The sequence below is a fragment of the Edaphobacter aggregans DSM 19364 genome (assembly GCF_000745965.1).
GTDB lineage: Bacteria > Acidobacteriota > Terriglobia > Terriglobales > Acidobacteriaceae > Edaphobacter > Edaphobacter aggregans.
In genome coordinates, this window is the sequence record NZ_JQKI01000081.1 from 1 (window position 1) to 24,905 (window position 24,905).

At 57.0% G+C, this 24,905-nt stretch carries 17 protein-coding genes and 3 pseudogenes; 9 read left to right on the forward strand and 11 right to left on the reverse strand.

What is annotated here, in order from left to right; all coding sequences use genetic code 11:
- The first annotated feature begins 215 nt into the window (after nt 1-215).
- Nucleotides 216-1,100, forward strand: a complete 885-nt coding sequence (locus tag Q363_RS22425) for an alpha/beta fold hydrolase (protein WP_084080651.1) — start codon at nt 216-218, stop codon at nt 1,098-1,100.
- 213 nt (nt 1,101-1,313) lie between these two features.
- Here Q363_RS22425 and Q363_RS22430 read toward each other — a convergent pair whose 3' ends face one another.
- A complete protein-coding gene (locus tag Q363_RS22430) occupies nt 1,314-2,366 on the reverse strand; it encodes a phytoene/squalene synthase family protein (protein WP_035355040.1) in 1,053 nt (350 codons plus the stop codon).
- A gap of 363 nt (nt 2,367-2,729) precedes the next feature.
- Here Q363_RS22430 and Q363_RS22435 point away from each other — a divergent pair, with 363 nt between their 5' ends.
- Complete coding sequence (locus tag Q363_RS22435; protein WP_035355042.1) at nt 2,730-3,038, forward strand: FAD-dependent oxidoreductase; 309 nt, start codon at nt 2,730-2,732, stop codon at nt 3,036-3,038.
- 287 nt (nt 3,039-3,325) lie between these two features.
- A pseudogene (locus Q363_RS22440) lies at nt 3,326-4,146 on the forward strand (flavin monoamine oxidase family protein).
- A gap of 348 nt (nt 4,147-4,494) precedes the next feature.
- On the opposite strand, the gene Q363_RS22445 reads toward Q363_RS22440, so the two are convergent.
- The 5 genes from Q363_RS22445 to Q363_RS36590 form a co-directional block, all read right to left on the reverse strand.
- Nucleotides 4,495-5,493: a hypothetical protein gene (locus Q363_RS22445; protein ID WP_035355047.1), complete on the reverse strand. Its 999-nt coding sequence runs from the start codon at nt 5,491-5,493 to the stop codon at nt 4,495-4,497.
- A gap of 667 nt (nt 5,494-6,160) precedes the next feature.
- A complete protein-coding gene (locus Q363_RS43025) occupies nt 6,161-6,466 on the reverse strand; it encodes a hypothetical protein (protein WP_211256302.1) in 306 nt (101 codons plus the stop codon).
- Nucleotides 6,467-6,474: 8 nt separating this feature from the next.
- Complete coding sequence (locus tag Q363_RS22450; RefSeq protein ID WP_211256303.1) at nt 6,475-7,101, reverse strand: NmrA family NAD(P)-binding protein; 627 nt, start codon at nt 7,099-7,101, stop codon at nt 6,475-6,477.
- Nucleotides 7,102-7,951: 850 nt separating this feature from the next.
- The gene (locus Q363_RS36585) at nt 7,952-8,482 is read right to left on the reverse strand and encodes a site-specific integrase (RefSeq protein ID WP_051979156.1); all 531 of its coding nucleotides are present in this window, start codon (nt 8,480-8,482) and stop codon (nt 7,952-7,954) included.
- Between the two features lie 3 nt (nt 8,483-8,485).
- A complete protein-coding gene (locus Q363_RS36590) occupies nt 8,486-8,815 on the reverse strand; it encodes a hypothetical protein (RefSeq protein WP_051979157.1) in 330 nt (109 codons plus the stop codon).
- Nucleotides 8,816-9,355: 540 nt separating this feature from the next.
- Between Q363_RS36590 and Q363_RS22460 the strand changes: the two genes are divergently transcribed.
- The 3 genes from Q363_RS22460 to Q363_RS22470 all read left to right on the forward strand — a co-directional run bounded on the left by Q363_RS22460 (nt 9,356) and on the right by Q363_RS22470 (nt 13,205).
- The gene (locus Q363_RS22460; RefSeq protein WP_051979158.1) at nt 9,356-9,709 is read left to right on the forward strand and encodes a cupin domain-containing protein; all 354 of its coding nucleotides are present in this window, start codon (nt 9,356-9,358) and stop codon (nt 9,707-9,709) included.
- A 98-nt stretch (nt 9,710-9,807) separates the two neighbouring features.
- A complete protein-coding gene (locus Q363_RS22465; protein WP_035355050.1) occupies nt 9,808-10,554 on the forward strand; it encodes an SDR family oxidoreductase in 747 nt (248 codons plus the stop codon).
- 191 nt (nt 10,555-10,745) lie between these two features.
- Complete coding sequence (locus Q363_RS22470) at nt 10,746-13,205, forward strand: GH92 family glycosyl hydrolase (RefSeq protein ID WP_035355054.1); 2,460 nt, start codon at nt 10,746-10,748, stop codon at nt 13,203-13,205.
- 85 nt (nt 13,206-13,290) lie between these two features.
- Here Q363_RS22470 and Q363_RS22475 read toward each other — a convergent pair whose 3' ends face one another.
- Nucleotides 13,291-14,034 carry a hypothetical protein gene (locus Q363_RS22475; RefSeq protein ID WP_035355057.1) on the reverse strand — a complete coding sequence of 248 codons (744 nt, stop codon included), beginning with the start codon at nt 14,032-14,034 and terminating at the stop codon, nt 13,291-13,293.
- Nucleotides 14,035-14,831: 797 nt separating this feature from the next.
- Nucleotides 14,832-16,451 (reverse strand): lipase maturation factor family protein, encoded by a 1,620-nt coding sequence (locus tag Q363_RS22480; protein WP_035355060.1) that lies wholly within the window; start codon nt 16,449-16,451, stop codon nt 14,832-14,834.
- Between the two features lie 86 nt (nt 16,452-16,537).
- On the opposite strand from Q363_RS22480, the gene Q363_RS22485 reads away from it, so the two are divergent.
- Nucleotides 16,538-17,923: a phytoene desaturase family protein gene (locus tag Q363_RS22485; RefSeq protein WP_035355062.1), complete on the forward strand. Its 1,386-nt coding sequence runs from the start codon at nt 16,538-16,540 to the stop codon at nt 17,921-17,923.
- A gap of 818 nt (nt 17,924-18,741) precedes the next feature.
- Here Q363_RS22485 and Q363_RS22495 read toward each other — a convergent pair.
- Nucleotides 18,742-19,023 (reverse strand): VOC family protein, encoded by a 282-nt coding sequence (locus Q363_RS22495; protein WP_342667445.1) that lies wholly within the window; start codon nt 19,021-19,023, stop codon nt 18,742-18,744.
- A 1,203-nt stretch (nt 19,024-20,226) separates the two neighbouring features.
- Nucleotides 20,227-20,475: an SDR family NAD(P)-dependent oxidoreductase gene (locus Q363_RS46660; RefSeq protein WP_211256306.1), complete on the reverse strand. Its 249-nt coding sequence runs from the start codon at nt 20,473-20,475 to the stop codon at nt 20,227-20,229.
- 265 nt (nt 20,476-20,740) lie between these two features.
- On the opposite strand from Q363_RS46660, the gene htpG reads away from it, so the two are divergent.
- Together htpG and Q363_RS22510 are read left to right on the forward strand one after the other, a co-directional pair.
- The gene (gene htpG / locus Q363_RS22500) at nt 20,741-22,630 is read left to right on the forward strand and encodes a molecular chaperone HtpG (protein ID WP_035355066.1); all 1,890 of its coding nucleotides are present in this window, start codon (nt 20,741-20,743) and stop codon (nt 22,628-22,630) included.
- A gap of 131 nt (nt 22,631-22,761) precedes the next feature.
- Nucleotides 22,762-23,943 (forward strand): annotated as a pseudogene (locus Q363_RS22510) (IS3 family transposase).
- A 687-nt stretch (nt 23,944-24,630) separates the two neighbouring features.
- On the opposite strand, the pseudogene Q363_RS22520 reads toward Q363_RS22510, so the two are convergent.
- Nucleotides 24,631-24,885 (reverse strand): annotated as a pseudogene (locus tag Q363_RS22520) (transposase); the annotation flags it as partial.
- Between the last annotated feature and the right edge of the window lie 20 nt (nt 24,886-24,905).

Consider the following 24,905-nt stretch of genomic DNA (forward strand, 5'->3'; position numbering starts at 1 on the left):
AGGAGTACACGGCCAAAAAGACTGCGTAGCCCGCCGGTCACTGCTTCCGCGGCTGAACGTGCTAGCCACCAAAAAACCGAATCATTTAGATGGTGTATGACATCTTACCAAACGAGGGAAAGGGGAGAAGCGATCAACATGCAATATCTCGTACAGATTAAGCTTTGGCCACAAACCGCAATAATAACTAATCCAAACTATGCAGAAGGGATCATATGACCACTACTTATCAAACAGTGCCTACAACTTTCAGTACAACCAGAGGCTATTCATTCGCTTATCGCGAACTCGGCCCCAAAGGCGGAGTCCCTGTCGTTCTCCTAACTCACCTGACAGCTAACCTAGATGACTGGGATCCCGCAATCATAGACGGCTTGGCCAAGAATCACCATGTCATAGCTTTTAACAACACCGGTGTGGGAGCTTCGGGAGGCAAAACGCCCGCTTCCATTGAAGAGATGGCACAGGATGCCGAAATCTTTATTGACTCTTTGGGCTTCAAACAGGTTGACCTGTTCGGTTTCTCGATCGGTGGCTTCATTGCGCCCCTCATTGCCAAAAAGCGGCCTACCCTTGTCCGCCGCATGGTATTAACCGGTACCAGTGCCTTCGGCGGCGTGGGCCTCAGCAACATCAACACTGTCTTCCAGGATGCTCTCAAAAGGGCGGGCCAGCACCAACTCCACCCCAAGCACTACCTGTTCTTCTCTACCTCCCCTGCTAGCCAGGCAGCCGCTGATGCTTTCCTCGAGCGGCTCGCAGAGCGTACTGAGAATCGCGATGCTCCGACCTCAATGGAGACGATTCAGGCTCAGATCACCGCAATCGTAAAGTGGGGAAGCACTCCGTACGACAAGTCGTTCTATGCTTCGATCAAGCAACCCGTGCTGATCGACAATGGCGATAAGGATGTGATGGCGCCAACCATCAATTCCGTTACCTTGTTCCAGGGCCTCCCCGATGCGAAACTCAGCATCTTCCCTGACGCTGGCCACGGCGGGATCTTTCAATACCACGAAGAGTTCCTGAAACAGATCCTCGACCATGATGTCACGCTGCACTTAAATCGTAAATTGCGAGACGCCGCCGCAGGTTCATAACAATGCAATTTTGCATCAAGCGAAAATGAGGCCTCACCCCTACTATTCACATCGAGCATCCACTTGTCCAAGAAGCCGGTTTATCGACGATGCATTCGTAAACACTTGTCGACATGCGAATAACAAATTGCATGGCACATGACGAAATCCATTTAATCGAAGTTTGTTGATTTCGTCACAGATTCCGATTCAGTGAATTCGGCTTGGGCTCAATCAACCTCTCATTCGGGTTTCGACTCTTGCTATCAGTCGCTCAAACCAGATACGAAGTAGCCTGTTTGATGGCACGAGCGGCACTGAAAACGCTATGATTCGATACACGTCGTTACGTCGTATCTTTGAGACCTTTGATGGATCCAGCCAGTCGTCGTTGCACACAAGGAGCAATAGCGTCTCTAACCCTATGAGAACCGGCCACAAACAGGCTAACCGCAGTCGAATGGAGAACGCGGGAAGAGCGAGCGTGTATTCAATCGCCTCACGGAAGTGATCGAGGGACTTCCTGACGAGTTCGAACAAGAGCGGTCGTGCGGGCAGGGATGTATCCGGCAACAGGAGGTCATGCGGAGTCAGGCCGAATCGAGCGAGCATCGTGGCTGGGAGGTAACAGCGGCCGATGCGCAGATCCTTGCCGCAGTCCCGCAGAACATTTGTCATCTGCAGCGCTTTTCCAAACCGAATGCCACGGCCCAACAGCACCTCTGGACAGCCCGTGAACGTCCGGGGTACGTGCGCGTAAGTCATCTTCGTCCAGAATTCCCCAACACATCCGGCGACCATGTAAGTGTATTGATCAAGCTCAGCGAATTCCTGAAGCGCGACAATCTGCCCGGAGGATTCGTCGGGAAAAGTACGCAGGTCGAACTCCATGCCTTTCGTGAGGGTAGTGACGATATCGCGTACCGACTCCTGATCGGACTCGCTCAATTGAGACAGCACGGTTAGCGCGGATCCGAGCGACTCGAGAAGAACCTTTTCATCTGAGTCCGTCTGCTGACTAGCCACTTCCACCGCCATGCGCGTCAGCGCTTCTTCGTCGAGGAAGCTGTTCACTTGACTACGAAGCGACAAGAGCAGTTCCATTCGCTTCTCCGGCGGGATAAGTGATGTATCTGCGATCGTGTCCGCGGCGCGTGCCAGCAGATACGCAATGCCAACCGGATCGCGCATCCCAGTGGGTAGCACGCGGAGAGTGAGGTAAAAGGAGCGGGAGACACTTTTCAGTAGAGAACCGAGAAGGAGGGCTCGACGAGCGGGGTTAGGCATGGATTCTCATGATCAATTGCTTCTACCATTCTATCTGGAGCAAGTCTCGATCATGCGGTGAGCTCACCACGCCCGGCATTGGGGACACGTCACAGGTAGGCTGGCGCCTTACAACGATGTTGCTAGGTATCCGAGCGGCTCGTAATTGCGCGCGTGGATACATCTATGCGCGGGAATAATTCTCCGCTTGAAGTGTTATAGCTCACGGTATTGGCGTGCGGTGGCTTTCTTCTTTGAAAGAGGACACGACATCTAACGTCTGTGATTTTGCCATGAGTGATAAGAGCACGGATATATAACTTTTCAGTCGAAGTGTGATGAAGCTGCTTCGTTTCCAGAGAAGCAAGAGATAAGGATGAAGTAATGATGAGCCGGCGGAATTTCCTGGCAGCGGCAGCAGCAGCGGCCTTCGCTCCTGCAATGTTTGTTCGCGCGGCCGAAACGAAGCGAAAAGTGGTCGTTGTGGGCGGAGGACTGGCGGGTCTTTCCTGCGCCTACGAGCTTCGCAAACTGGGCTTCGAGGCGATCGTTCTTGAAGGGCAGGGACGCGCAGGAGGCAGGGTCCAGACGCTGCGCGAGGATCTTGATTGGGGACTTTCGGCCGAGACCGGAGCGACACGCATTCCGGATACGCACCATATGACGCTGGATTATGTGCGTGAGTTTGGGTGACGCTGGAGCCATTTAAAGGCGGCGACCTGGCCGATGTGCTGCATCTGCGCGGACAGAACTACGTGTCCGGGCATGGCCCGGAACCGGATTGGCCGCTGCAGTTGACTCCGGAGGAGCGGCACCTGGGCCGCGGAGGCATGGCGAAGCGCTATCTGGCTGGGCCGTTGGAGTCAGCGAAGGGCAGCGAGGATTTGCTGAGCGTACCCCGCCCAATTCTGGAGCAGGATCACTACACGCTGCGGCAGTTCCTGGAGAAGCAGGGGCTCTCTCGAGATGCGATCGAGCTCATGACGCTGGGGGCGGACACGTCGGCTAGCGCTGGGCTACTACTGCTGGTGGAACTCAATGAGCAGGTCACCCGCGAGTACTTTCATATACGTGGGGGCAACGACCAGCTTCCGGGGGCGTTGGCGAAGCAGTTGGAGTTGGGCGGGGCGATTCGATATGGATGCCGGGTGACGAGCGTTGGGCAGGATGACAGCGACGCGTGGGCTGTCATGGAACATGCCGGTGGTCATGAGACGGTTCGGGGTGATTATGTTGTGTCGGCGCTGCCGTTTTCGGTGGCCAGGAATCTGTTTGCGGACGCAAGGTTGTCGCCTGAAAAGCAACGCGTGATCCGGGAGCTGCAGTACTTTCCAGTGGACAAGATATTTCTGCAGATGCAGAAGCAGTTCTGGAAGGCGAAGGGGTTGAGCGGGTTTGCGAATACGGATCTGGTGTCGGAGAGATTCTGGGCGCTTGGGCCGGAGTCGCCGGAGGAGCGCGGCCTCCTGCTGTCGTATGTCATTGGAGAGAACGCGGCAAAGCTAGACACGATGGATGTGCACAGCCGGGTGCAACAGACGATTGCCGATGCCGAGATTGTGTTTCCGGGGGCACGGGAACAGTTCGAGGCGGCTCGAGTGAAGAGCTGGAGCGAGGATCCGTGGCAGCGCGGCGGTCTTACGTCGTTTGGTCTGGCGAACTGAACTGGATTCCCGTCAATGCTCGTAGAGAAGGCCGGATCTTCTTTGCTGGTGAACATACGTCCCGATGGAATGGGTGGATGCAGGGCGCTATTGAGTCGGCGCATCGGGTAGCGAAGGAGATCAGCGCGTTAAGTTGAGATACAAGCCACCCTTGTCCGCCTGTATAAAGGGCATCCAATCGAGGAGATAGGAACGTCTCCCATCTCCGGAACGGCCGCCGCTGGACAACAGGATAAGATTGCTGGCGCGGACACGAAGATAGCGCTGTCCTTCAAGCGCGCAGCGAATCTCGTAGCAACCACCAGCGGCAGCAAATGTATGTCTGTATTGTTCGTAGGCGCGACCATTATCTATCCGAGGGTGGCCACTGGCGTCTCTCTTTTCTTTGCGTCCAAGAATCGGCATGGAGAACCCGTTTGGGTTTCTCCATGCGCCCAAATCCGCTCGCCAGTCCCCCACGCCAGGTGCTCGATCCCGTTCTCGGGCTACGACAATCCGGGGCAGGGTATTTGCGACGCAAGGAGCTCGTCCACATCCGCAAAACGTGTCTGTACTTCGGGGAAGGTCAACGGTTCCCATCGCCTCAAGGTATTTCCGCGAGCATCGTTCATATCGATGACCAGATTCCCATGATGTCGCTTCAGTATCTCGTGCCATGCAACGAACTCCGCAAAATCCTCTTGAGCGGACGCTGTTGCATACAAACTTACAAATGGAGTCTGAGCCAGCGCATCGTACACGGTTGCAGCTTGCCCAACCTTAAGCAGGCGCCCTCCACGAAAGTACGTCGTCGCCGCGACCGATGACGCCAACGCCGGCACCATCTCCTTTTGATTCGTCCAGATGCCGGTAACAAACTGGCTGCGAGGCTCTGCCGTGATACCGCAACTCTTATCCATTACATGCGTGGACTCATGCAGCAGCACGTAAGTCAGAGTATCGGTGCCTGTCCCTTTGACCGTGACTCTGATCCCGGAACCATCATCAGTAAACACCCTGCGCTCTTTGGTCGTCAGAAATGTCAAGAGCAACTCGTCCAAAATGCTGGCGCGAAGCGTGATGTCATAAAGCCCTGTCTTTGCAACTGAGGAAGTAAGCCCGGTGCCTTCACCTGGAATGCCGTCGACAAATGCGAGGTGATGCAGCTTCTTTTCGAGCACGTGCCTGTTCAGGCTAGGGAGCGAAGCCAGCACAGCCTCCACCCTTGCTCGTTCGGAAGCCGTCAGCATGTGTGGTCTGATATCTTCTATCCCCGCTTTCTTGAAAGCGTCGACTGCCTCCTGAGATGGTGGCGCTACGCGGGCCATCAACACTTCGACTCCGGCCGCCTCGTTCTGCGGAGAATCCTTTTGCGTTGCGTGGGCCAACGGCATCAAGGCAATGCCGAGTGCCGCGACCAGAATCTGCAAGCGCATCCGTCGATAATGCTTGAGATACGCGCATGGATCAATGATTCTCGAAATCTTCAGACGTGTGAGTGGCATTGGCTATTCCTATCTCTGAACTCTCTGTTGCTTGTGTGCCGAAAAACCAGCCCGTCCCCTTGCTCGAGCTCAAGGACATCTTCGGCAAACTTCTGGCAAACTAAGGGCGTGTCTCGGCTGGATCGATCCAGCGCGCAGGTTCCTGGGATCTACGACGTTTGAGACAACCCTGTAATTGCGGTTTTGTGGTGGGCCCAGTCACCTCAGCAATCAGGCAAAAGTGTTTCGGCGAACTGTGATCAAAAAGCCAGAGGAACCCTTCAACTGCTCCGAGAGGACGGATGATATCAGTTGGATGGGGAGACATATCAGGGTAATTCCTTTCACCTGTACATCAACATGACATGGTGAAATTGAGATTTTACGGCACGTAGATATCGCCATACGCTCTGGAGCGCAGATGCGACCTTTAGTGACCAACTCTAAGAGGGATGAGCAAACCGGTTCTTGTGCAAACGTGTCAGAATGAGTGCCTAATGGTTAGGCGGAATATTTGCAGGGTCATGCAGCAAGAACAGCAGCGCGACTGCCCAGAGCGGATACAGGTCTTTCCGGTAAGTTGCAGATCTTGAATTGCTGTTTTCCGACTCTTCTCAGCCATGACTGTGATGGTTATCACCGCTGTCTCCAATCGTTTGAATCCAGGCATCGATCGAAACTCCTACATTTAGTCAAACGAGCTTCTGTGTTTACGCAGGAATTGCTCAACACTAAGCGGCGGATTGCCACCGATCTCTTCGACATAGTTATTCGTGCCGGCAAAGAGTCCGTTTGTATGGTCTCTCGCCACCTCTCCTAAATGCTGCATCAGATACTCGTTGCCTGGGCGGCCCGTGATCCGGTCAGCCTCGGAGTACATGGAACTGGCGTTATTCCCCGGGGTACTACCCGCTGCAGCACTCGCTGTGATCTCCGCGAACTTCTCGATCGGAACATGCCGGTACCTGACGGTGCGACCAAGCACTTGCCCCATGATCTCTGCTATCTCATCATAGGTATGCTCGACCAGACCATAGAGGGGATAAATCTTCCCCGGTGAGGCTCCGGATTGGAAAGAATGCCGGCGATCACTCGTCCTTGGTCTTCGCCCGCGATTGGCGCGTGCCGCCCTGTAGTGAAGGGACCATATATGGTATCGCCCTGCTTGAGCATCGGCGCTAGGTATAGCAGCCACTCGGCAAAATAGGTCGGGCGAATGTGAGTAACATTGAGTCCGCTCCAATCGAATACCCGTTCCGCCAACCAGTGCTGCTGCGCCGAAATGCTGAGCGAATCTTCCCGCGCGGATTTTTGGGACATATTCACAACAGCGTCCACTCCAGCTTCCTTTGCAGCCTGTGCAAATTGTGCGGTGGCCTGGACGATTCCCGGGCGGATCGGATAAACGAAATAGGCACGATGGATTCCCTTTAACGCCGCCCGTACCTCGTCGAAATCGAGTAGATCGCCGAAGACTACTTCGGCGCCGGCCCGTTTCAAGCGATCCGATCGCTCATCCTGACGGTGGGCCAACGCTCGGATTTCATGCCCACGCTGCATTAGTTCGACAACGGCTGCTGAACCAGTAGCACCTGTTGGACCTGTGACCAAAATTTTAGACGAAGCCATAATCAGTCCTTTAGATGTCGTTCGCAATCTAAATGTATGTCAGGTAACATCTAATTGTCAACATCTCTGAACGCTGAAATCGGCAAAACGCTAATGAGGCTATTTTTGCCCAACCCCTCGAAAAGGCAAAAAGAGATGCTGAGAGGGATTGGAATGCCCGGCCTTTTTTGTACCAGTTCTAATAAGAGAGACTGGACAAAAAGGAGCGGATTATGGCAGATAGGCGATAGAGACTAGTGGACAACCGTTCTCAGTTATCGGTAACAGACCAACACGCTCATCGAGTCACAGAATGCTCGAACAGCTGTCGGTTTGATACTCGGCGATAATCGTCAACTGACGATCATCGAGTCTCCGCACGGATTCTGATTCACGGTCCGGCACATAATCGTGTCCTATGACTGGCCCTGGGGACAGTCGATGAGCGTGTCTCAGGATCCGAAATTGGCAGGACTTCTGGTGTCAATCAGTTACCGGCAAACGCAGATCTGTCACGACACGGGTCCCTCGTTCGAACCCGGTGGGTGCGCTGAGTACCTTCCTTTTGGGGCCGCTGCATTTGCTGGGGCGGAGCCTTTAGCCACAATCACTTGTTCTGGTCCAAGAAGGCCTCGTTTACCGGGGAGTTGCTTCGAGCTGGGAGGGAGGAATCGGGCTGATCCCACACGATCAACCCGGTGGCCCGCTAGTTGTAAATTTGGCAGCATTTTGGCAGCAAATGCGGCCGACTGTGCCGGTTTTGCCGACTCAGCCGACTCGTAAGTGTTGTGCCGTCTATAAGTTGCGATTGAAGTCATTCCATGGCATGGAAGAGGTCATCGGTTCGATCCCGATCAGGTCCACCAATAAATCAATAACTTGCAAGCTCCCTCCTTTCCAGCTTGGTGTCAGAGTAGACCGCGACTTTCTTAGCTCTTGACCGTTGCCTGCACGCTCTCGGGAATCTCCGCATATAGACATCGGTTGTAGTGGGGTTCAGGAGTGCCGGAGAACACCCTGAACATCCTTCACTGTGCCCTTCTTCTGGGCAAGCGTAACGATCGTTCTCCGAATCACCTGAAACGTCAACTTCGGCAGTTTTCAGGTCTCGGGCCAGCTTGTGCAGTACCCGCTTGCGATAGTTGTCCGTATCCAGAAAGCCGCCAGCTTGGTTCGCAAAGATGAAGGCATCGGGAGGCGAATCGGGGCACTCTTCGCGCCATTCCTGAAGATCGTCCGCGAGACTCCTCGGAATATGGATTATCGTGAGACTCTTGGTCTTTCCCCAAGGACGAATCCTTCCCTTGTAGACGGTCTCAATGATCTTCAAAGTGGCCGCTTCATGGTCGAAGCACTTCCATCTGAAAGCGAAAAGTTCACTGGGACGAAGAGCGTTGGTCATGTCTTACTCCAGCAGGACGCGGTCCCGTAGAGCTAATTCCATGAGGGCCTTGCGGAGTTGCTCCCAAGTAAGCGTTGTGGTGTCGGTGTCCCGCAGTTGCGCGGGAACTTTCACCTTGCGCGCCGGGTCCTTGGCAAGGAAGTCCTGATCGACCGCCTCAGCGAAGATGTCCCGAAGGTATGCGCGCATTTGCAACACTCTGTCCTTGGATCGGGTTGCGGCCAACTTGTTGAGATGAATCTGCAAGCTGAACTTATCGAAGTTGACCAACGGGATCTCACCAAGTACGTCGGTGAGGTCGCATTGGATAAGCGTCACCGAGCCGTCGTTCATTATTCTGTTGGCGGAGCCAGACTGCCCCAACTGTTTTGTGATTCCCGTTGCAGTGCTTCCCGAGCTTAGACCTTTGACATCTTCGACTTCAGCCCCAGAATCACCGGAACCCGGTCAGTTTTCTCTTCGTTCGTGAACTGCACCGACGAGGGCGAACAGAAGATCCGCCAGGCCACGAAATCCTCTCCTCCGAAATAAGGACTCCTACAGCACAGTGAAGAATCGCGAAGCTGAATGCGGTATTGTGGCTGCCGCTGAATTTTTGACCATATTCTCCCCAGGGCCATGTCTTTAAATTCATAGAAGTTTTGAGGACGCCGCCATGTACGAGCCATTCGATCTCGGCATATAGTCGTTTGGATGGCCAGGACAAGGTCAGAAAGTTCTTGTCACAAAACACTCCTCAGCCTTGTCCTTGCTGGTACATAAGCCTGCACTGCAATCCGCAGCTGCTCCGGCCTATGGAGAAAGGAGTCCTGTGGAGAAAGGAGTCCTGGTTTGAAAACCAACTTGAAAACAATCCTGATGCTGCTGTGCCTTATGACGGGCCCCCTCATGGCCCAGCAGGAGGCCAAGGTCACTCCGCTCATGTCGAAAGATTTAGCGGAATACCCTGGCAAAGAAGGCCTGATGATCATGGTGGAATATCCGCCGGGCACCGCGGACCCCATTCATCGGCACAATGCTCACGCGTTTCTCTACGTACTCGAAGGCTCCATCGTGATGCAGGTCAAGGGTGGGAATCAGGTCACGCTTACACCCGGACAAACCTTCTACGAAGGGCCCGACGATGTTCACATCGTCGGCCACAACGCCAGCAATACCAAACCAGCCAAATTTATCGTGTTCCTGATCAAAGACAAGGATGCGCCCGTTCTGATTCCGGTTAAGTAGCCTCTACGGCTGACCCGGTATTGAGAATTCCATCACTCCCCTCCGAGAGATCGGATTTACAACGTGCTCGCCTCAGAGCATGACGAAAGGATTTAGTCATGAAAATCGTAGTCATCGGCGGCAGTGGACTCATCGGATCAAAGCTCGTCAACAAACTTCGTGAGCACGGACACGAAGCGGTAGCAGCATCACCCAACTCCGGCGTCAACACGCTCACCGGCGAAGGATTGGACGAAGCGCTCAAGGGCGCATCGGTCGTCGTCGACGTATCGAACTCCCCCTCGTGGGAAGACGCGGCTGTGATGAACTTCTTTGAGACCTCAACCCGCAATCTCCTCGCTGCCGAGGCGGCCGCGGGCGTAGGACATCACGTTGCGTTGTCGGTCGTAGGAACGGAACGTCTGCTCGAGAGCGGCTACTTCCGCGCCAAGATCGCCCAGGAAAACCTGATCAAGGCCTCCTCCATCCCCTACTCCATCGTTCGCGCGACGCAGTTCTACGAGTTCGTCAAGGGCATCGCCGACTTGTCCACCAAAGACAACGAGATACACCTGCCACCTGCGCTGATCCAACCCATGGCCGCAGAGGATGTCGCCAGCGCAATTGCCCGCATTGCAGTGGGCCCTCCCGTGAATGGCCTCGTTGAGGTAGGAGGACCGGAACAATTCCGTCTCGATGAACTCATCCGCAAAGGTCTGGCCTCACGCAAGGATCCGCGAAAGGTTGTCGCCGACCCGCAGGCGAAGTACTACGGCGTCAAGCTGGACGACAAGACGCTCGTTCCCGAAAACAATGCCAGGCTCGGAGAGATACGATTCGACCAATGGCTTGCCCAATCTGCTTAGAAAAGTAAATCGCCGAGTACTCATTCATGACGTGGCTTCATCGCGTCATGAATGGGATTCGAGCGAGTTCGAACCTTCTTAGGCTCGTGATGTCATGAACGCGCCCTTCAGGAGATAGAAACAGGAAGAACGCCCTCTACAATGCCAGAGAGACCGCGGTAGATCTCCGCGTGTAAATCCTGTAGGGAGCGATGATGCACAAGCTGCGTTGGAACAATTGGAGCGCCGTGTGTTCGGCGGGTTTGCTGGTCTTGATGGTGGGCACCACAACCGCGCGGACGCAGGAAATCACCAGTCCCACAGCCGATCCGGCAGCGCTCGTGAATCCGCTCATCGGCACCACCAACGGAGGCAACGACTACCCCGGCGCGACCCTGCCTCTCGGCATGCTCGCATGGAGCCCCGAAGAGCCGCGCAATCGCCCACGCCAGCAGGTCGAAGGCGTGCCTGGCTCCATGCGCGACGACCCAGGACGCCCCGCAGCCCCCGGCGGCTACGAGTACACCTCCAACCGCATCAGCGGATTCTCCCTCACCCACCTCATGGGCACCGGTTGCGCCGGCGCCAGCGGCGACATCCCCTTCATGCCACTCACCGGCGAGATCACCTCATCCCCCGCCGACGACCAGCGCGCCGAGACCTACGGCAGCACCTTCTCCCACGACGACGAAACCGCACAGGCCGGCTACTACAAGGTCAAACTCCAGAACGGCGTCACCACCGAGCTGACCACCACTCTCCGCACCGGCTCCGGACGCTTCACCTATCCCGCAGGCAAACCCGCCGTCATGCTCCTCCGCACCGCCAACTCCGAGACCGGCAGCACTGACGCGCACATCAACATCGACGCCGCCAGCCGCACCGTCTCCGGCTCCGTCACCAGCGGCAACTTCTGCGGATACATCGGCACCGCCGACCGCCGCAGCTACTACACGCTCTACTTCGTCGCGCACTTCGACACGCCCATCCTCAGCACCGGCACATGGCAGAACTCCGCCGTGCGCCCCAACACCACCGAGGCCTCCGGCGGCACCACCTACGGCACTAAGGGCTTCGTGCCCGCCGGTAAAGGCTCTGGCGGATGGCTCGTCCTCGACACTTCGCACTCGCCCACCGTCAACGTGCGCGTCGCCATCTCATACGTCAGCCCGGAGAACGCTGAAGCCAATCTCCGCGCCGAAAATCCATCCGGCACCACCTTCGACACAGTCCGCGCCAAAGCCCACGCTGCATGGAACGAAGCCCTCAACAATATCCAGGTCGAAGGCGGCACCCACGACGAGCAGGTCGTCTTCTACACCGCCCTCTATCACACCCTCCTTGGCGAAAACCTGTACAGCGACGTCGACGGCCGCTACACAGGCATGGACGGAAAGGTCCACAGCGTAGCCGCACCTCAGAAGGCGCAGTACAGCACCTTCTCCGGCTGGGATGTATATCGATCGCAGTTACAATTACTCACGCTGTTCGAGCCCCGCATCGCCGGCGACTTCGCCCAGTCCCTCCTCAACCAGGCCAACCAGAACAACGGTGAGTGGGATCGATGGACCCACAACTCCGGCATCACCCACGTCATGAACGGCGATCCAGCGCCTCCCTCCATCGCCGCCATCCTCGCCTTCGGCGGCACCAACTTCGACGCCCGCGCCGCCTACAAATCTCTCCTCGAGGCCGCCACCGTCCCCACCGCGCACGACCTCAGCAAAGAGGGCTGCCCCGTCGAGTGCATCGGCCAGCGCCCCTCGCTCGACCTCTGGCTGAAACTCCACTACATCCCCGTCGGTGCAAATGCTTGGGGACCAGCAGCAGACACCCTCGAAGACGCCACCGCCGACTTCGCCCTCTCCGAGCTAGGCCGCCGCATGGGCGACAACGCCACGCGCAAAAAGTTCCTCGAGCGCGCCCAGTACTGGAAGAACATCTTCAACCCGCAAGCGACGCCCGAAGGCGGCTACATCCAGAACCGCAACGCCGACGGTACATGGCCCAAGTTCGACCCCGCCTCCACCCAGGGCTTCGTCGAAGGCAGCGCCGCGCAGTACCTCTGGATGGTCCCCTTCAACGCCAACGGCCTCTTCACCATGCTCGGCGGCAAGGAGAAGGCCAGCCAGCGCCTCAACGCCTTCTTCTACAACCCCGACGGCTCCCTCGCCGTCACCAAATCCGGCGGCCTCCACGCCGAGCTCAACAACGAGCCCTCCATCGAAACCCCCTGGCTCTTCGACTTCCTCGGCCAACCCTGGAAGACCCAGGAGGCCGTGCGCAAGGTACTCAACACCATCTGGACCAACACCCCTCAAGGCATGCCCGGCAACGACGACCTCGGCGAGATGTCCTCCTGGTACGTCTGGTCCGCCATCGGCATGTACCCGCAGATCCCCGGCCGCGCAGAACTCGTCCTCGGCAGCCCCCTCTTCAAAACCATCCACATCCGCCGCCCCGCAGGCGACATCATCATCCACGCCTCAGGCGCCGACACCAACGCACCTTATGTACAGACCCTCAAAGTAGACGGCAAACCCACAACGAAAACCTGGCTCCCCGAAAGCTTCGTCGAACATGGCGGCACCCTCGACTTCGAACTCAGCACAACCCCGAACAAACAATGGGGAACCAACCCGAACGACGTCCCCCCGTCTTTCGAACCGTGAAAGAGCAAATCCTCTTCTATCCCGAATCGAGGGCGGAGTGAGCGCGGCCAAACAGACGGAGTACGTATTGCGGGCGATTGCCGACTCATCGCGGTGAGGCTGCCGAGAGCGGGGCAGCCCCCGTGGTTGCGTCCTGGCGGGGTGGGGGAACGGCGCGGAGGCTGAAGCTCGCGATGGCGGCGGGGCTGGAGTTCGGACGCACCTGGAGGGTGCCGAGGACCTCGGTCGCCGAGGGTGTCTGGTCGCGGAGTCGGAAGACGAGGACGCCGGGCTGCACCTCTTTGGCAGAGAGCAGGTTGAAGCCGCCGGTCTGCTGCCGCAGCTCGATCTGTGCAGCGGTCGCGGAGGCAAGCGCGACATTGGGCAGAGCGTTGCCAAGCGCGGGGTAGCTTGCCTGGTTGAAGGCGGCGAGCCAGCCGTAGAGGAGGTGGCCGGCGGGGGTGTCGGGGATAAGGCCCACCTGGTCGCCGAAGCGGGGCAGGTGGACGAGGATGAAGGGGTGAACGTCGCTGACGTGGTCTCCCGGGCGGGAGGGCACAGGAGCGTCGGCGGGATCACCGAGGACGATGGTGTCGATCTGGTTTGGATCGTCTTTCTCGTCGGCAGCCGAGGCTCCGGATGTGGCGCTGGCGGAACGGGCAGCGCCGGAGCTGTCGGAGGTGAGATGTGCATGTCCGGTGTGACCCAGGGCATAGAGGACCGAGGAGAGCGCAACGATGGCCGCCACGGTAGCGAGCAGGATGGCTCCGGGGCGGAGCGGCTGGCGGCCAGTGATATAGAAGCTGGGAGCGGTGGGAGTAGGGACTCCGGTGGGGAGGGGCTCCGGCATGGGCGAGTGGTCCTTGGGTGTTCCGCGGCGGCGCGATTGGCCGCCACTGGTAGTGTAGACGGACTGCCAAAGGGTGGCGTGAGCTGATGGCGGGATCGGCAACGAAAGGGAGACAGGTGTTGCTCTCCCAGGAGTGACACCGATTCCCGCAGCGCTAAAGACGGCCGTGCCGATACTGCCTCTCAGACGATCCAGGAGGGTAAAAACCCCATGTCGCTTCGTATGGCGACATCCTTTGATAAGTTCTGGAACCGAAATCGTTCTCCCATGCGCAGTCATAGCCCACCACGCAGCGAGGAGGCCACAGTGCCCGTCCACCGCGAACAGCCCGTCTGGCGCTTCCCACCAGTTTGGAATCTGCAAGATTGCCATCGAGAACAGGCTAAAGCAAGATACGCCGTCAATCGCGATAACGGCTGGCCGTGAAATCGGCCCCGATTGGAGCACGCAGGGCCATTTTCCCGATGCGCCCGGTTGCTTCTCGACTCAGATTGCAGGCGCTAGGAGAGTGAAGTTGCAAAGAGCTTCAGAATTTTTGAGCGGTCGCGCTTAGGTACGATTGAGAACTCAACGGCACTTGTTCCGAAAGGTATGCGAAGTTAGCAGTTGACGCCACCCTTTTGAGACAGCCAAACACAGCGAAGCCCAACAATTCTTGTATCAGAATGCCTGCATGGTCGATCCCACCATGTCGCTGATAACAATCACGAGTTTCCGCGAAGAATGCTGGTTCAGAAAGATGTGGGTTATGAAAAGTTAGAGCTAGTACCTGCGCTTTGAATGCATCCCGCTTGCGGTCAGCGCCGTCGGGGCTCATTGAGGGTAGTCTCATCCACGACTCCGAACCTACCGTTAGGAAGCTTAATAAGTGTCGGGGCGTAGGCCCCAAGGAATTGGCGCTGCCACCAAACGCCTTCAGTATGTTTTTGCTCAAGCGTGCTGAACCAATATTGCCAAAGCACCGCGCGCACCAGACGTGGCGGCGCATTGGGGAAGGGATTGCCAGAAAAAAGCCCCAGTACGTCTCGATCGTTCTCGAGAAGAAGTTCTTCGGTTCGAGGAACCATAAGATTTTGCTGCCATGAGCCAAGCGAGGCGAACCAGAGATTCCAATCGAAGCGAGGCTGATATGGAGCATAAATACGCGGGCGGTCCTTCAACTCCTGGGGTTTGTAGCGGAAGGGATAAGCAACCCAATTCACTCCGTCGTTTGACCCCTGAAACTCGATCTCATAACGATGCGGTGTCATAACAGCAAACAGACCGTACTGATTTGCGATGCGGAAGGGTTCGAGCGTGGCTACGGGCTTTATAGGAAGCGGAACTCCATGCCAGAACATCTGCACGAGGGGAAGGGTGGTCGCGTAAAAGATCCACGTGAGAACAACCGCGAATGTTGCGGTGCGAACGGCCCCCCACAGATGAGATTCCACTTGAGTCTTTCCTTCTTCAGCGGAGATCGGCTCTTCGAGTTCCGCACAACTTGCGTAAGAAGCGTCGTGATTGAAACTAATCCGCAAGCGTCGAGGCAAGAAACGTTGCAGAAAGGCATCGTCGAGCAGCAGTACTGCGAGCGCAAGGACAAGGTAGTTGAGAAAAGTGTAGTTTGCGGAGGCGATCACTCCGATCTGCCAGGCCGTAACGATGAAGAAGCAGGCCATCTTCCATGGGCGTGAAAGAAAGGCCATCCAGGCGAGAACCAGTTCCATCACGAGCGTAGCAGCAGCAGTGGCGATGTGAAACCAGTGCGGCATATGCTGCAGGTACCAACCGATCCAGGTGGGCAGCGGACCATTTTGATAGTACTCGTACATTGCTGTCAGGTTTCGCCATGTCGGATCCCCACTATCGAGCTTCACTACGCCCGATTCAAAGTAAATTCGAAACCACTCCCATAGCAGCAGAAACATAGCGGCCCGTGCGGGACGCTGCCTAATTCCCAAGCCGGGGAAGATTCCAGAAGGTGCCAGAAACAGGGAAAGAAAGCCTGCCTCCAACAGCATGCCATCCGACTGGTACCCGGAGAAATCCTGTGCAGCGCTGACAAACGAGAGAAAACACACGAAGCAGACGAGCAGCATAATGCGCGGGCAGATATTGGCAACGAGAACTAGAGAGGCGATGAGACCGGCCCAGCAAAGAGCCATCAATGAATGGTCGCTGCTTGAGAACCAGAGAAAGGTAGGGGCGTACCAGAAGCGTAGAGCGCCCAGGCTATGCACCGCCTGCAAGTAGTCGACGGCAGGGAGAATGCCTTGCGATCCAATAAGGCCGCGCACCTGAAAGAGCAGCGCGAAAAAGGCGGAAAAGTAGATCAGGCCGAGCGCACGCAGGAAGATCCAGCGCGCGATAAAGTGGTTCGCTGAACCATATGCCGAATCGAACAGATAGCGGTAAGTGCTTGCCGCCTTGTTCATTACACACCGTCTAAGTATTTTGGATGCTGTGGCTACTTGCTACAACACCTTGACGGCAAGCGTTTCAACATCGATCTTCTCGTCTCATGTCAACGGCGACCATCATCGGCTCCGGCCCTAACGGCCTTTCGGCCGCGACCGCGCTTGCGTCCGCAGGGATTTCTACTACCGTTGTCGAACGCAACCGGCAGATTGGCGGCGCCTGCTCCACTGCCGAGACTACTCTTCCAGGCTACCTGCACGACCTGGGTTCTTCGGTTTACCCAATGGGTATCGCGAGCCCCTTCTTCCGTTCTCTTCCCATTGAAATACCCTGGATCGAACCGGCGGCACCGTGCGCCCATCCACTCGATGACGGCACCGCTGTACTGCTTGAACATTCCGTCGACGATACGATTGCCCATCTCGACGCAATCGACGGCTCCGGGTATCGCTCGCTGATCGAACCATTGGCTGGCCATTTCGCTGAACTTGTCCCAGATCTTCTCGCACCCATTCAGCACATCCCGCAACATCCGTTTCTGCTCGCCCACTTCGGTCTTTCGGCGCTTCAGTCGGGAGCGTCCCTTGCCCGCTCTCGTTTTTCAGGTATCAGGGCGCGTGCGCTCTTCGCAGGAATGGCTACTCACTCGGCTCTGTCGCTGGGAGCACCTACCTCCGCTGCAGTGGGCCTTGTATTGATGGCCGCGGGACATGCCTGCGGCTGGCCCATCGTCCGCGGAGGCGCGCAAATGCTCACCGATTCCCTTGCTCGCCACTTCGAATCCCTTGGCGGCCGCATTGAAACCTGCCACGAGGTGATGCAATTGCCAGCCACCGACTTGATCCTTGCCGACGTAACTCCACGTCAGCTTCTTCGGATCGCTGGGGCCGAGTTGCCGCCAGGATATCGCCGACAGCTCGAACGCTTTCGCTATGGCGCCGGCGCGTTCAAGATCGATTACGCCCTCAATTCACCCATTCCGTGGACCGCGAACGAGTGTTCACGCGCTGCTACGGTCCACCTCGGCGGCACGTTGGAGGAGATCATCACGTCCGAGCGACACTTCACCGCGGACATCCCCTTCGTCCTGCTCGTCCAGCCGTCACTCTTCGACCCCACTCGAGCTCCCGCAGGTCACCACACTGCATGGGCCTATTGCCACGTTCCTAACGGCAGTGCGGCCGATCGGCTAGAGTCAATTGAGCGTCAGATTGAGCGTTTCGCTCCGGGCTTCCGTGATTGCATTCTTGCTCGAGCCATCTCTCCACCGGCGGCGCTCGAGCGCTGGAATCCGAACCTGATCGGCGGCGATCTCTCCGCCGGCGTCATGAATGTGCGACAACTGCTCTTCCGTCCCACCGCCTCGCTCTATCGCACGCCTGTGGACGGACTCTTCCTTTGTGGAGCATCTACGCCTCCAGGTGGCGGCGTTCACGGAATGGCCGGATTTCACGCCGCTCAGGCAGCACTCCGGTATCTAGCTCACTGAGCGGTTTCCCCTAAATGATACGCGTGCGTCAGGGTGTTTGTGCCGGCATGTTACCGATATCGATCACCCTTACAGTGATGTCGTCGGCCTGCGCGCGGGTGCTCCCGTTCTCGGGCCACCCAAGCACCTTATCAAGCAAACGTTCAGCAAACTGCTCAGCCGGAAGATCCTGGTGCTCGTAATGAACTTGCCCAACTGGGCCTCTCCGAATGCCTCGCCCCGAGCGTTCACTGCCTCCACCAGCCAGGTTTCGAGTGCGGCAGGATCGAGTTCTGAATTCGCGTAGCCGCTCGCATCTCTTCGCCCAACGAAACGAGCATTCTTTCATTCGCGAGAACGCGTCGCGTTGCCGCGTAACCGAGACAGCAAAGCAGCATGAACAGCACATATGGCTCAGTGCTCGCGTGCCAGTCGAACAAGCGTGTGCTGGCAATGCGATCGTGTGCGAATGTCAGAAAGAGAGCAAGCAATCCCAAAGACAAAACGCCTTGGTCTTGCGCGTGCGGAGGCGTATATCCCATCAGACGCCCGAGCAGGAGAATCGCCGGCAAGAGAAAAACAGTTCCGATGCCAGCTGCCGGAAACAGGTCCGGGCGGCGCTGAATCACGATGCTCGTAAACGCAATCGTGGCGAATACCAGATAGGCCCAAATCAACCAGCGGACAGACGAACGCCAGCCTTTGCCGTAAAAATCCTCGAATAGCAGCAGGGCTGGAACGAGAGTCGTAAACTCGACCAATTTATTGCTAAGCTTAGCGAGTTCCAGAGCGGCCACTCGGGGGGAACAGAGCCGACTGGACGATTTCTCCTAGCCAACTCATTGCAGCGGCTGAGCAAATGACAGTTCATGGCCATCCGGCTCGAGCATGTGGAAATAGCGTTCACCCCAGGACGCGTCGCGTGGGATTTCAGGATTGAATCCTCTCTCCTTCAGATGTGTCCAAAACGAATCCACGTCCGTAATGTGGAAGATCAGCCGGCCCCACCGCGACACAGTGTCACCTTGTTCGAGGTTTAAAATCGCAGATTCTGAATCATTTGCTCGCAGCGAAGAGAAACTCGCCTGTTCTCCGCCGTAGAGCAGCTCCATGCCGAGCAGACTTCGGTAAACTGCACAGAAGCCGCATGTTCAAGACGCGAAACGTGATCGCAGAGATTTTTTCAATCGCCGGCGCCATACGCCAGCAGTGTACGTCGACTTTGCTCTGGAGGGCACAGGGGGACGATTGAACCTGCTCCACCCGCGGGTCTAACGCGCATCTCTACATTCAATTCTGGATGGTCGCTAGCCTACATCGGAAGCGCCCTGGCCATAATGCGAGTGGAAAGGCGAGGTGTTGATCCGAGGCGCTTTCGAGTAAGTATCCTCCTGCAGAGCCGGAGGCTTTACGGTTGCTGGCCCCTCAAAGGGGCCTGATCGCAACCGTTGAAAAGCAACAGCAACTGCAACCCCACGAAACGCGTTAGCAGTGAGCTTTCGGGATAAGGAAAGCAAGAGCAGAAGATATACTCCCGGAATTCTCAAAGTTTGACTGCCTCCCCGGCAGAGCCGGAGGAACTCCCGGTTTCATTAGGAGGCAAGCCAGAAGGAAGGCGCAGGCGCTTGCCGCGAATGCGATGAGTCTATGGAGATTGAATCAAAACACGCCTGTAATCATCCATTTAGCTAGATCAACGAAGGCCGATGAAGCGATCTCTGCAAGCCCGTACACCCCGAGTATGGCACAGTCGAGCGTCCGCGGCGCCTGCGGCTTCGTTCTTGTCGGTAAACCGCACCTGACTCCCCTGCGCCTGACTCCGACCACATCCTGCTCGAACCTCGGCTGCGCCAACGCACGCCTTGGGCGTGGATGAGCTTGCACTTGGGTGCAGCATAACGCTGCACTGGGTGGCAGAATTGATTGCATTCAGCACCCCAATTTTTGCATCGATTCTCACGTCGGATAGCTCGCACATCCACCGCTCGGGGCATGCAGAAAGCTCTGGGCCGGCTTATGGTCTATTACGCGTGTTTCGGCCAACTTATGGTCTCAAAGGCTGCTTGCGGTGTCAGAGAGCGGCATTCAGAACAAAGGGGTTGTGTTGGCCAGCTTCAATTTGGAATATTCGTTCGCCTGAAATCCGCCTTGGTCACGTATAAAGTTCGCCGAGAAAACCTCTCAGCTAGCTTGGTAAGTCCGAGTCCGCCGCGACGCCAACTACTTGTCCTATAACCCACTCGTTTCCCGAATTCGCAAATGAGACGATCCAATGAGCCACCTCCTCGGGTAAACCACGGCGACCGAGAGGAACCTGTTCTCGCTCACGTTGCTTCACGGTTTCGGCTTGCTCCGACGGAGATCCCCATCATGCCCATCAGAGCCCCGGATTCTGTTGGGCCGACAGCGATTGCATTGACGCGTATGCCTATTGGAGCTAATTCCGAAGCCCAGGCGCGGGTCAAGTATTCGAGAGCGGCCTTGCTTGCCCCATAGTGGGAGAGGCCAGCGCCTGCTTTGGAGCCATAAGTGCTTGATATATTAACGATCGATCCCTTTCTCTCTTTCAGAATTGTATCCGCTCAATTCTCATGCTTCGACTTTCCTCAAAGTGCTTGATCGGAAGCGACAATGAAGGTCGCACCGGTACACCGGCCTGCGGGCAGACACGTCTGTGCTTGGTGTTGGTCAGCAGAGAAGTTGCCGTTGCACTTGTTCTGCTTGTCGCACTGGGCTGCTCCTACGCAGCTTCCCAAAAACATCTTAACCTCGGTTCCACCAATGCCAACTCGACCCATCTTCATCTCACTCCCGCTTTAGGCAATAATTAAGGATGCTATGTCCAAACAACAATTCCAGACCGAAGTCTCCCAGCTCCTGCAGCTGATCGTTCACTCTCTCTACTCGCACCCCGAAATCTTTCTCCGCGAGCTCATCTCCAATTCCTCCGACGCGCTCGACAAGCTGCGCCACCTCAGCCTCACCGACGACAAATACAAGGCCCTCGTGGGCAATGGCATCGACTCGCCGCGCATCGACCTCGAACTCGACGAAGCCAACAAGACCCTCACCATCTCCGACACCGGCATCGGCATGAACGAGGAAGACCTCGTCTCGCACCTCGGCACCATCGCCCGCTCCGGCACCAAGAACTTCCTCGCACAGCTCTCCGGCGACGCCCGAAAGGACTCCAACCTCATCGGCCAGTTCGGCGTCGGCTTCTACTCCGTCTTCATGGTCGCCGACAGGGTTGAGGTCATCTCGCGCAAGGCCGGCGAAGAGAAGACATATAAGTGGACCAGCGACGGCAAGATCGGCTTTGACATCGAAGAGGTCTCCGGTGCCGATGCGCGCAAGAACGCCGGAACCACCATCCTCATCCACTTCAACGACGAGGGCGCGCAATACGCCAACGGTTGGCGCCTGCAGGAGATCGTCAGGAAGTACTCCAATCACATCGCCTTTCCTATCTTCCTTACCTACGACAAGAGCGATTGGGACGCCGAGAAGAAGGAATCCGTCAAGACCCGCACGACCGAGCAGGTCAACGCCGCCAGCGCCATGTGGCGACGCTCCAGGTCCGAGCTCACTGACGATGACTACAGGGAGCTCTACAAATCGCTCACCGGCGCCTGGGAAGACCCTCTCTTCTGGTTCCACACCCGCGCCGAAGGCACGCTCGAGTACACCACCCTCTTCTACATTCCCGGCAAGGCTCCGCTCGATCTCTACCAGGCCGACTACAAGGGCGGCGTCAAGCTCTACGTCAAGCGTGTCTTCATCATGGACGACTCCAAGGACCTGCTCCCGCAGTACCTCCGCTTCGTCCGCGGCATCATCGACTCCGAAGACCTCCCGCTCAACGTCTCGCGCGAGATCCTGCAGCAGAACAAGGTGCTCACGAGCATCAAGACCGCCAGCGTCAAAAAGATCCTCTCCGAGCTGAAGACCATCGCCACCAACGATCCCGAGAAGTACTCGCAGTTCATCGCCGAGTACAACCGTCCACTCAAGGAAGGTCTCTACGGCGACTACGCCAACCGCGAGACGCTGCTCGACCTCATCCGCTTCAAGTCCACTAAAGTTGAAGGACTCACTTCGCTCGCCGAGGCCAAGGAGCGCATACAGCTCGAGCAGAAGGCGCTCTATTACATCACAGGCGGCTCCGAGTCCATGCTTCGCAACTCGCCCCTGCTTGAGATCTACAAGAAGAAGGGCATCGAAGTCCTCATCCTCGACGACGACATCGACGAGATCGTCTTTTCGACCGTCACCAAGTACGGCGACATCGATCTCAAGGCCGTCAACAAGTCCTCCACCTCCGAAGACCTCAAGGACGACTCCACGCCCGAGAAGGCCGAAGAGCTCAAGCCCCTGCTCGAGAAGATCAAGGCCACGATCGGCGAGGCCGTCAAAGAGGTGCGCGCCTCATCGCGCCTTGCCGACAGCCCCTCCGTCATCGTCTCCGACGAGGATGAGCCCTCAGCCCGCATGCGCCAGATGATGCAGGCCATGGGCCAGAAGAACCTGCCCGAGTTGAAACCCACACTCGAGATCAACCCCGATCACGAGATCATCAGAAAGCTGCTCGCCGACCCCAGCAACAGCAAGGCAGAAGACGCCGCCTGGCTCCTCTTCGACCAGGCACTACTGCTCGAAGGCGTGCCGCTGAAAGACCCCGCCACCTTCGTCCAGCGCCTGAACCGAGTGCTAAACCAATCCATCTAAACCGAAACACAAGCAGCAAACCAAAACGCCTCCCGCAGGGGAGGCGCTTCTGCATCGTTGTCCTAATTGACCTTGCCCGCGTAAAACGTATCCCTTAGCGAGCTGTTTTAATAGCAAAAGGGAAAGCGAAGATGACGAAAGCAACGCGGAAGAAGTACATGCTGGAGTTCAAGCAGGAAGCCGTACGGCTTGTGGATTCGGGTCAGGGGCTGGCGTCGGCAGCACGCACGCTGGGATTGGTGGAGCAGACCTTGTCCAACTGGGTCAAGGCGCATCGCGCCGGGACATTGAAGGGCGCCAGCGGCAAGGCGCAGGTGAGCGCCGAGCAGATGGAGATCAGCCGTCTCCGTGCCGAGTTAGCGCGGGTAACGATGGAACGCGACATTCTGGGAAAAGCGACGGCATTCTTTGCAAAGGGCCAGAAGTGAAGTATGCCTTTATTCAACGCCACAGGCGGGTCTGGCCGATCCGTGTGCAGTGCCGGGTGCACGGCGTGAGCGTCTCCGGTTACCAACACATGAGGCGGTTGCAGAGGATAGCCCAGCGCCGCCACCTGAGCGGCGAAGCATTGCTGGTGCACATTCGCGCGGCCTATGCAGAGAACCGTGGAGCCTATGGTTGCCCGCGCATTTGGCGACAACTGCGGGCACAAGGCATTCGCGTGGGCAAGCAGCGAGTGCAACGTCTGATGCAGGAGCATGGCATTCAGGCGCGTGGCAAGCGTCGTTTTCGTGTCATGACCACCGACAGTCGGCATGACCTGCCGATTGCGCCGAACCTGTTAGATCGCAACTTTACCGTGGCCGCGCCCAACACGGCGTGGTCTGGCGACATCACGTACATCGCCACCGAGGAAGGATGGTTGTATCTGGCCGTGGTCATCGACCTGTTCAGCCGTCAGGTGGTGGGCTGGTCGATGCGTCCGGATATGCGACGCAACCTGGTTATCGATGCCCTGGAGATGGCTTGGTATCAGCGTCGTCCCGACAGGAGCGGGGCTGATCTTCCATAGTTTTCGCGGCAGCCAGTACGCCAGCGACGACTTCAGGCAGTTGCTCGATGAGTACGGCATCACGCCATCGATGAGCCGTAAGGGCAACAGCTGGGACAACGCCTGCTCGGAGACGCTGTTCGGCTCACTGAAGGTGGAGCGCCTGCATGGGCAACGCTTTGCAACGATCCGACAGGCTAAGGATGCAACCATCTCCTGGCTTCTTTGGTATAACCAAACACGACTGCACTCGACGCTGAACTACGTCAGTCCAATCCGGTTCGAGCAAGACTGGGAAGCTAGGATGAAGGTTGCCGCGTGAGTGTGGGAGCGAAGCTGAATAGGCGGTGGAAATGCCGGTCTGAGAGAAAGCATGGGAAAACGATAAAACTGTTTTCCCACCCTTCCCACAGTCCTTGGAAATCCCTGGGGGATTACCACCGCCTCGACGACCGCGGGGAGAGGAAGAATTCCTCCTCAAACCAGCCAGTTATGGGATACGCATTCTGAGGGCAAGGTCACTTCATACATGTCATGCGTTGTGTCGAGCTCAAACTGTTCTGTGTGCCCTTGCCGTCCATTTGTTCTGGCCTCCAGGTGAGCCCAGGTTAGAGCGATCATTTGCGACCGGCGCGGACCAGTGCTACCGGCAAGCAAAACCATCGCCCGGTCGCGCACAGAGAGAGAGCTGCTCTGCAAGAAGCTGGAACTCTTCCGGGGTGAGAACGTCCTTATCACGGAGACGCTTCGAGGAGGTCCTTACCCTGCTGATGGGATTGAAGGTGAGCCACTCATCAGATGGCGTGGCCTTGGCGATTTCGGAGTTCAACTACGCTCCCGACGATTTGCCTTTTATATGTCCGCTTTCCTACCGTATTTTCATACCACCTGAAAACCCAAACGTCGGGACGGCTTCGACGCTCTCAACTAAAGAGACTTCATTGTTGAAATCTGCTCAACGATCTCCTTTCCGCTTCAATCAGTGGTAGTCACGATCGAATTCGTTCGGCTTCTTGGTCATCGCCGGTAGAACCTGACGCCTCACTTGCTCGAGAAGCGCGTCATCGCTCCATGGTGCATCGGCCACTATGTGATGCAGTGACTGGTGCATCTGGCGTACGTTGCCGGGAGCAAGCCGCGCAGCCATCGGCTCCACGCTCTTGCGCTCGATCGGAAGCATCAGGCCCTTGGTGTAGTTTTCGAGGGGAACAACTCGGTCCGCATGTCCGGCTGCCCGGGTCAAACCATCCAGATAGGCTTGCAGACGATCAGGCTGGCGCGAGA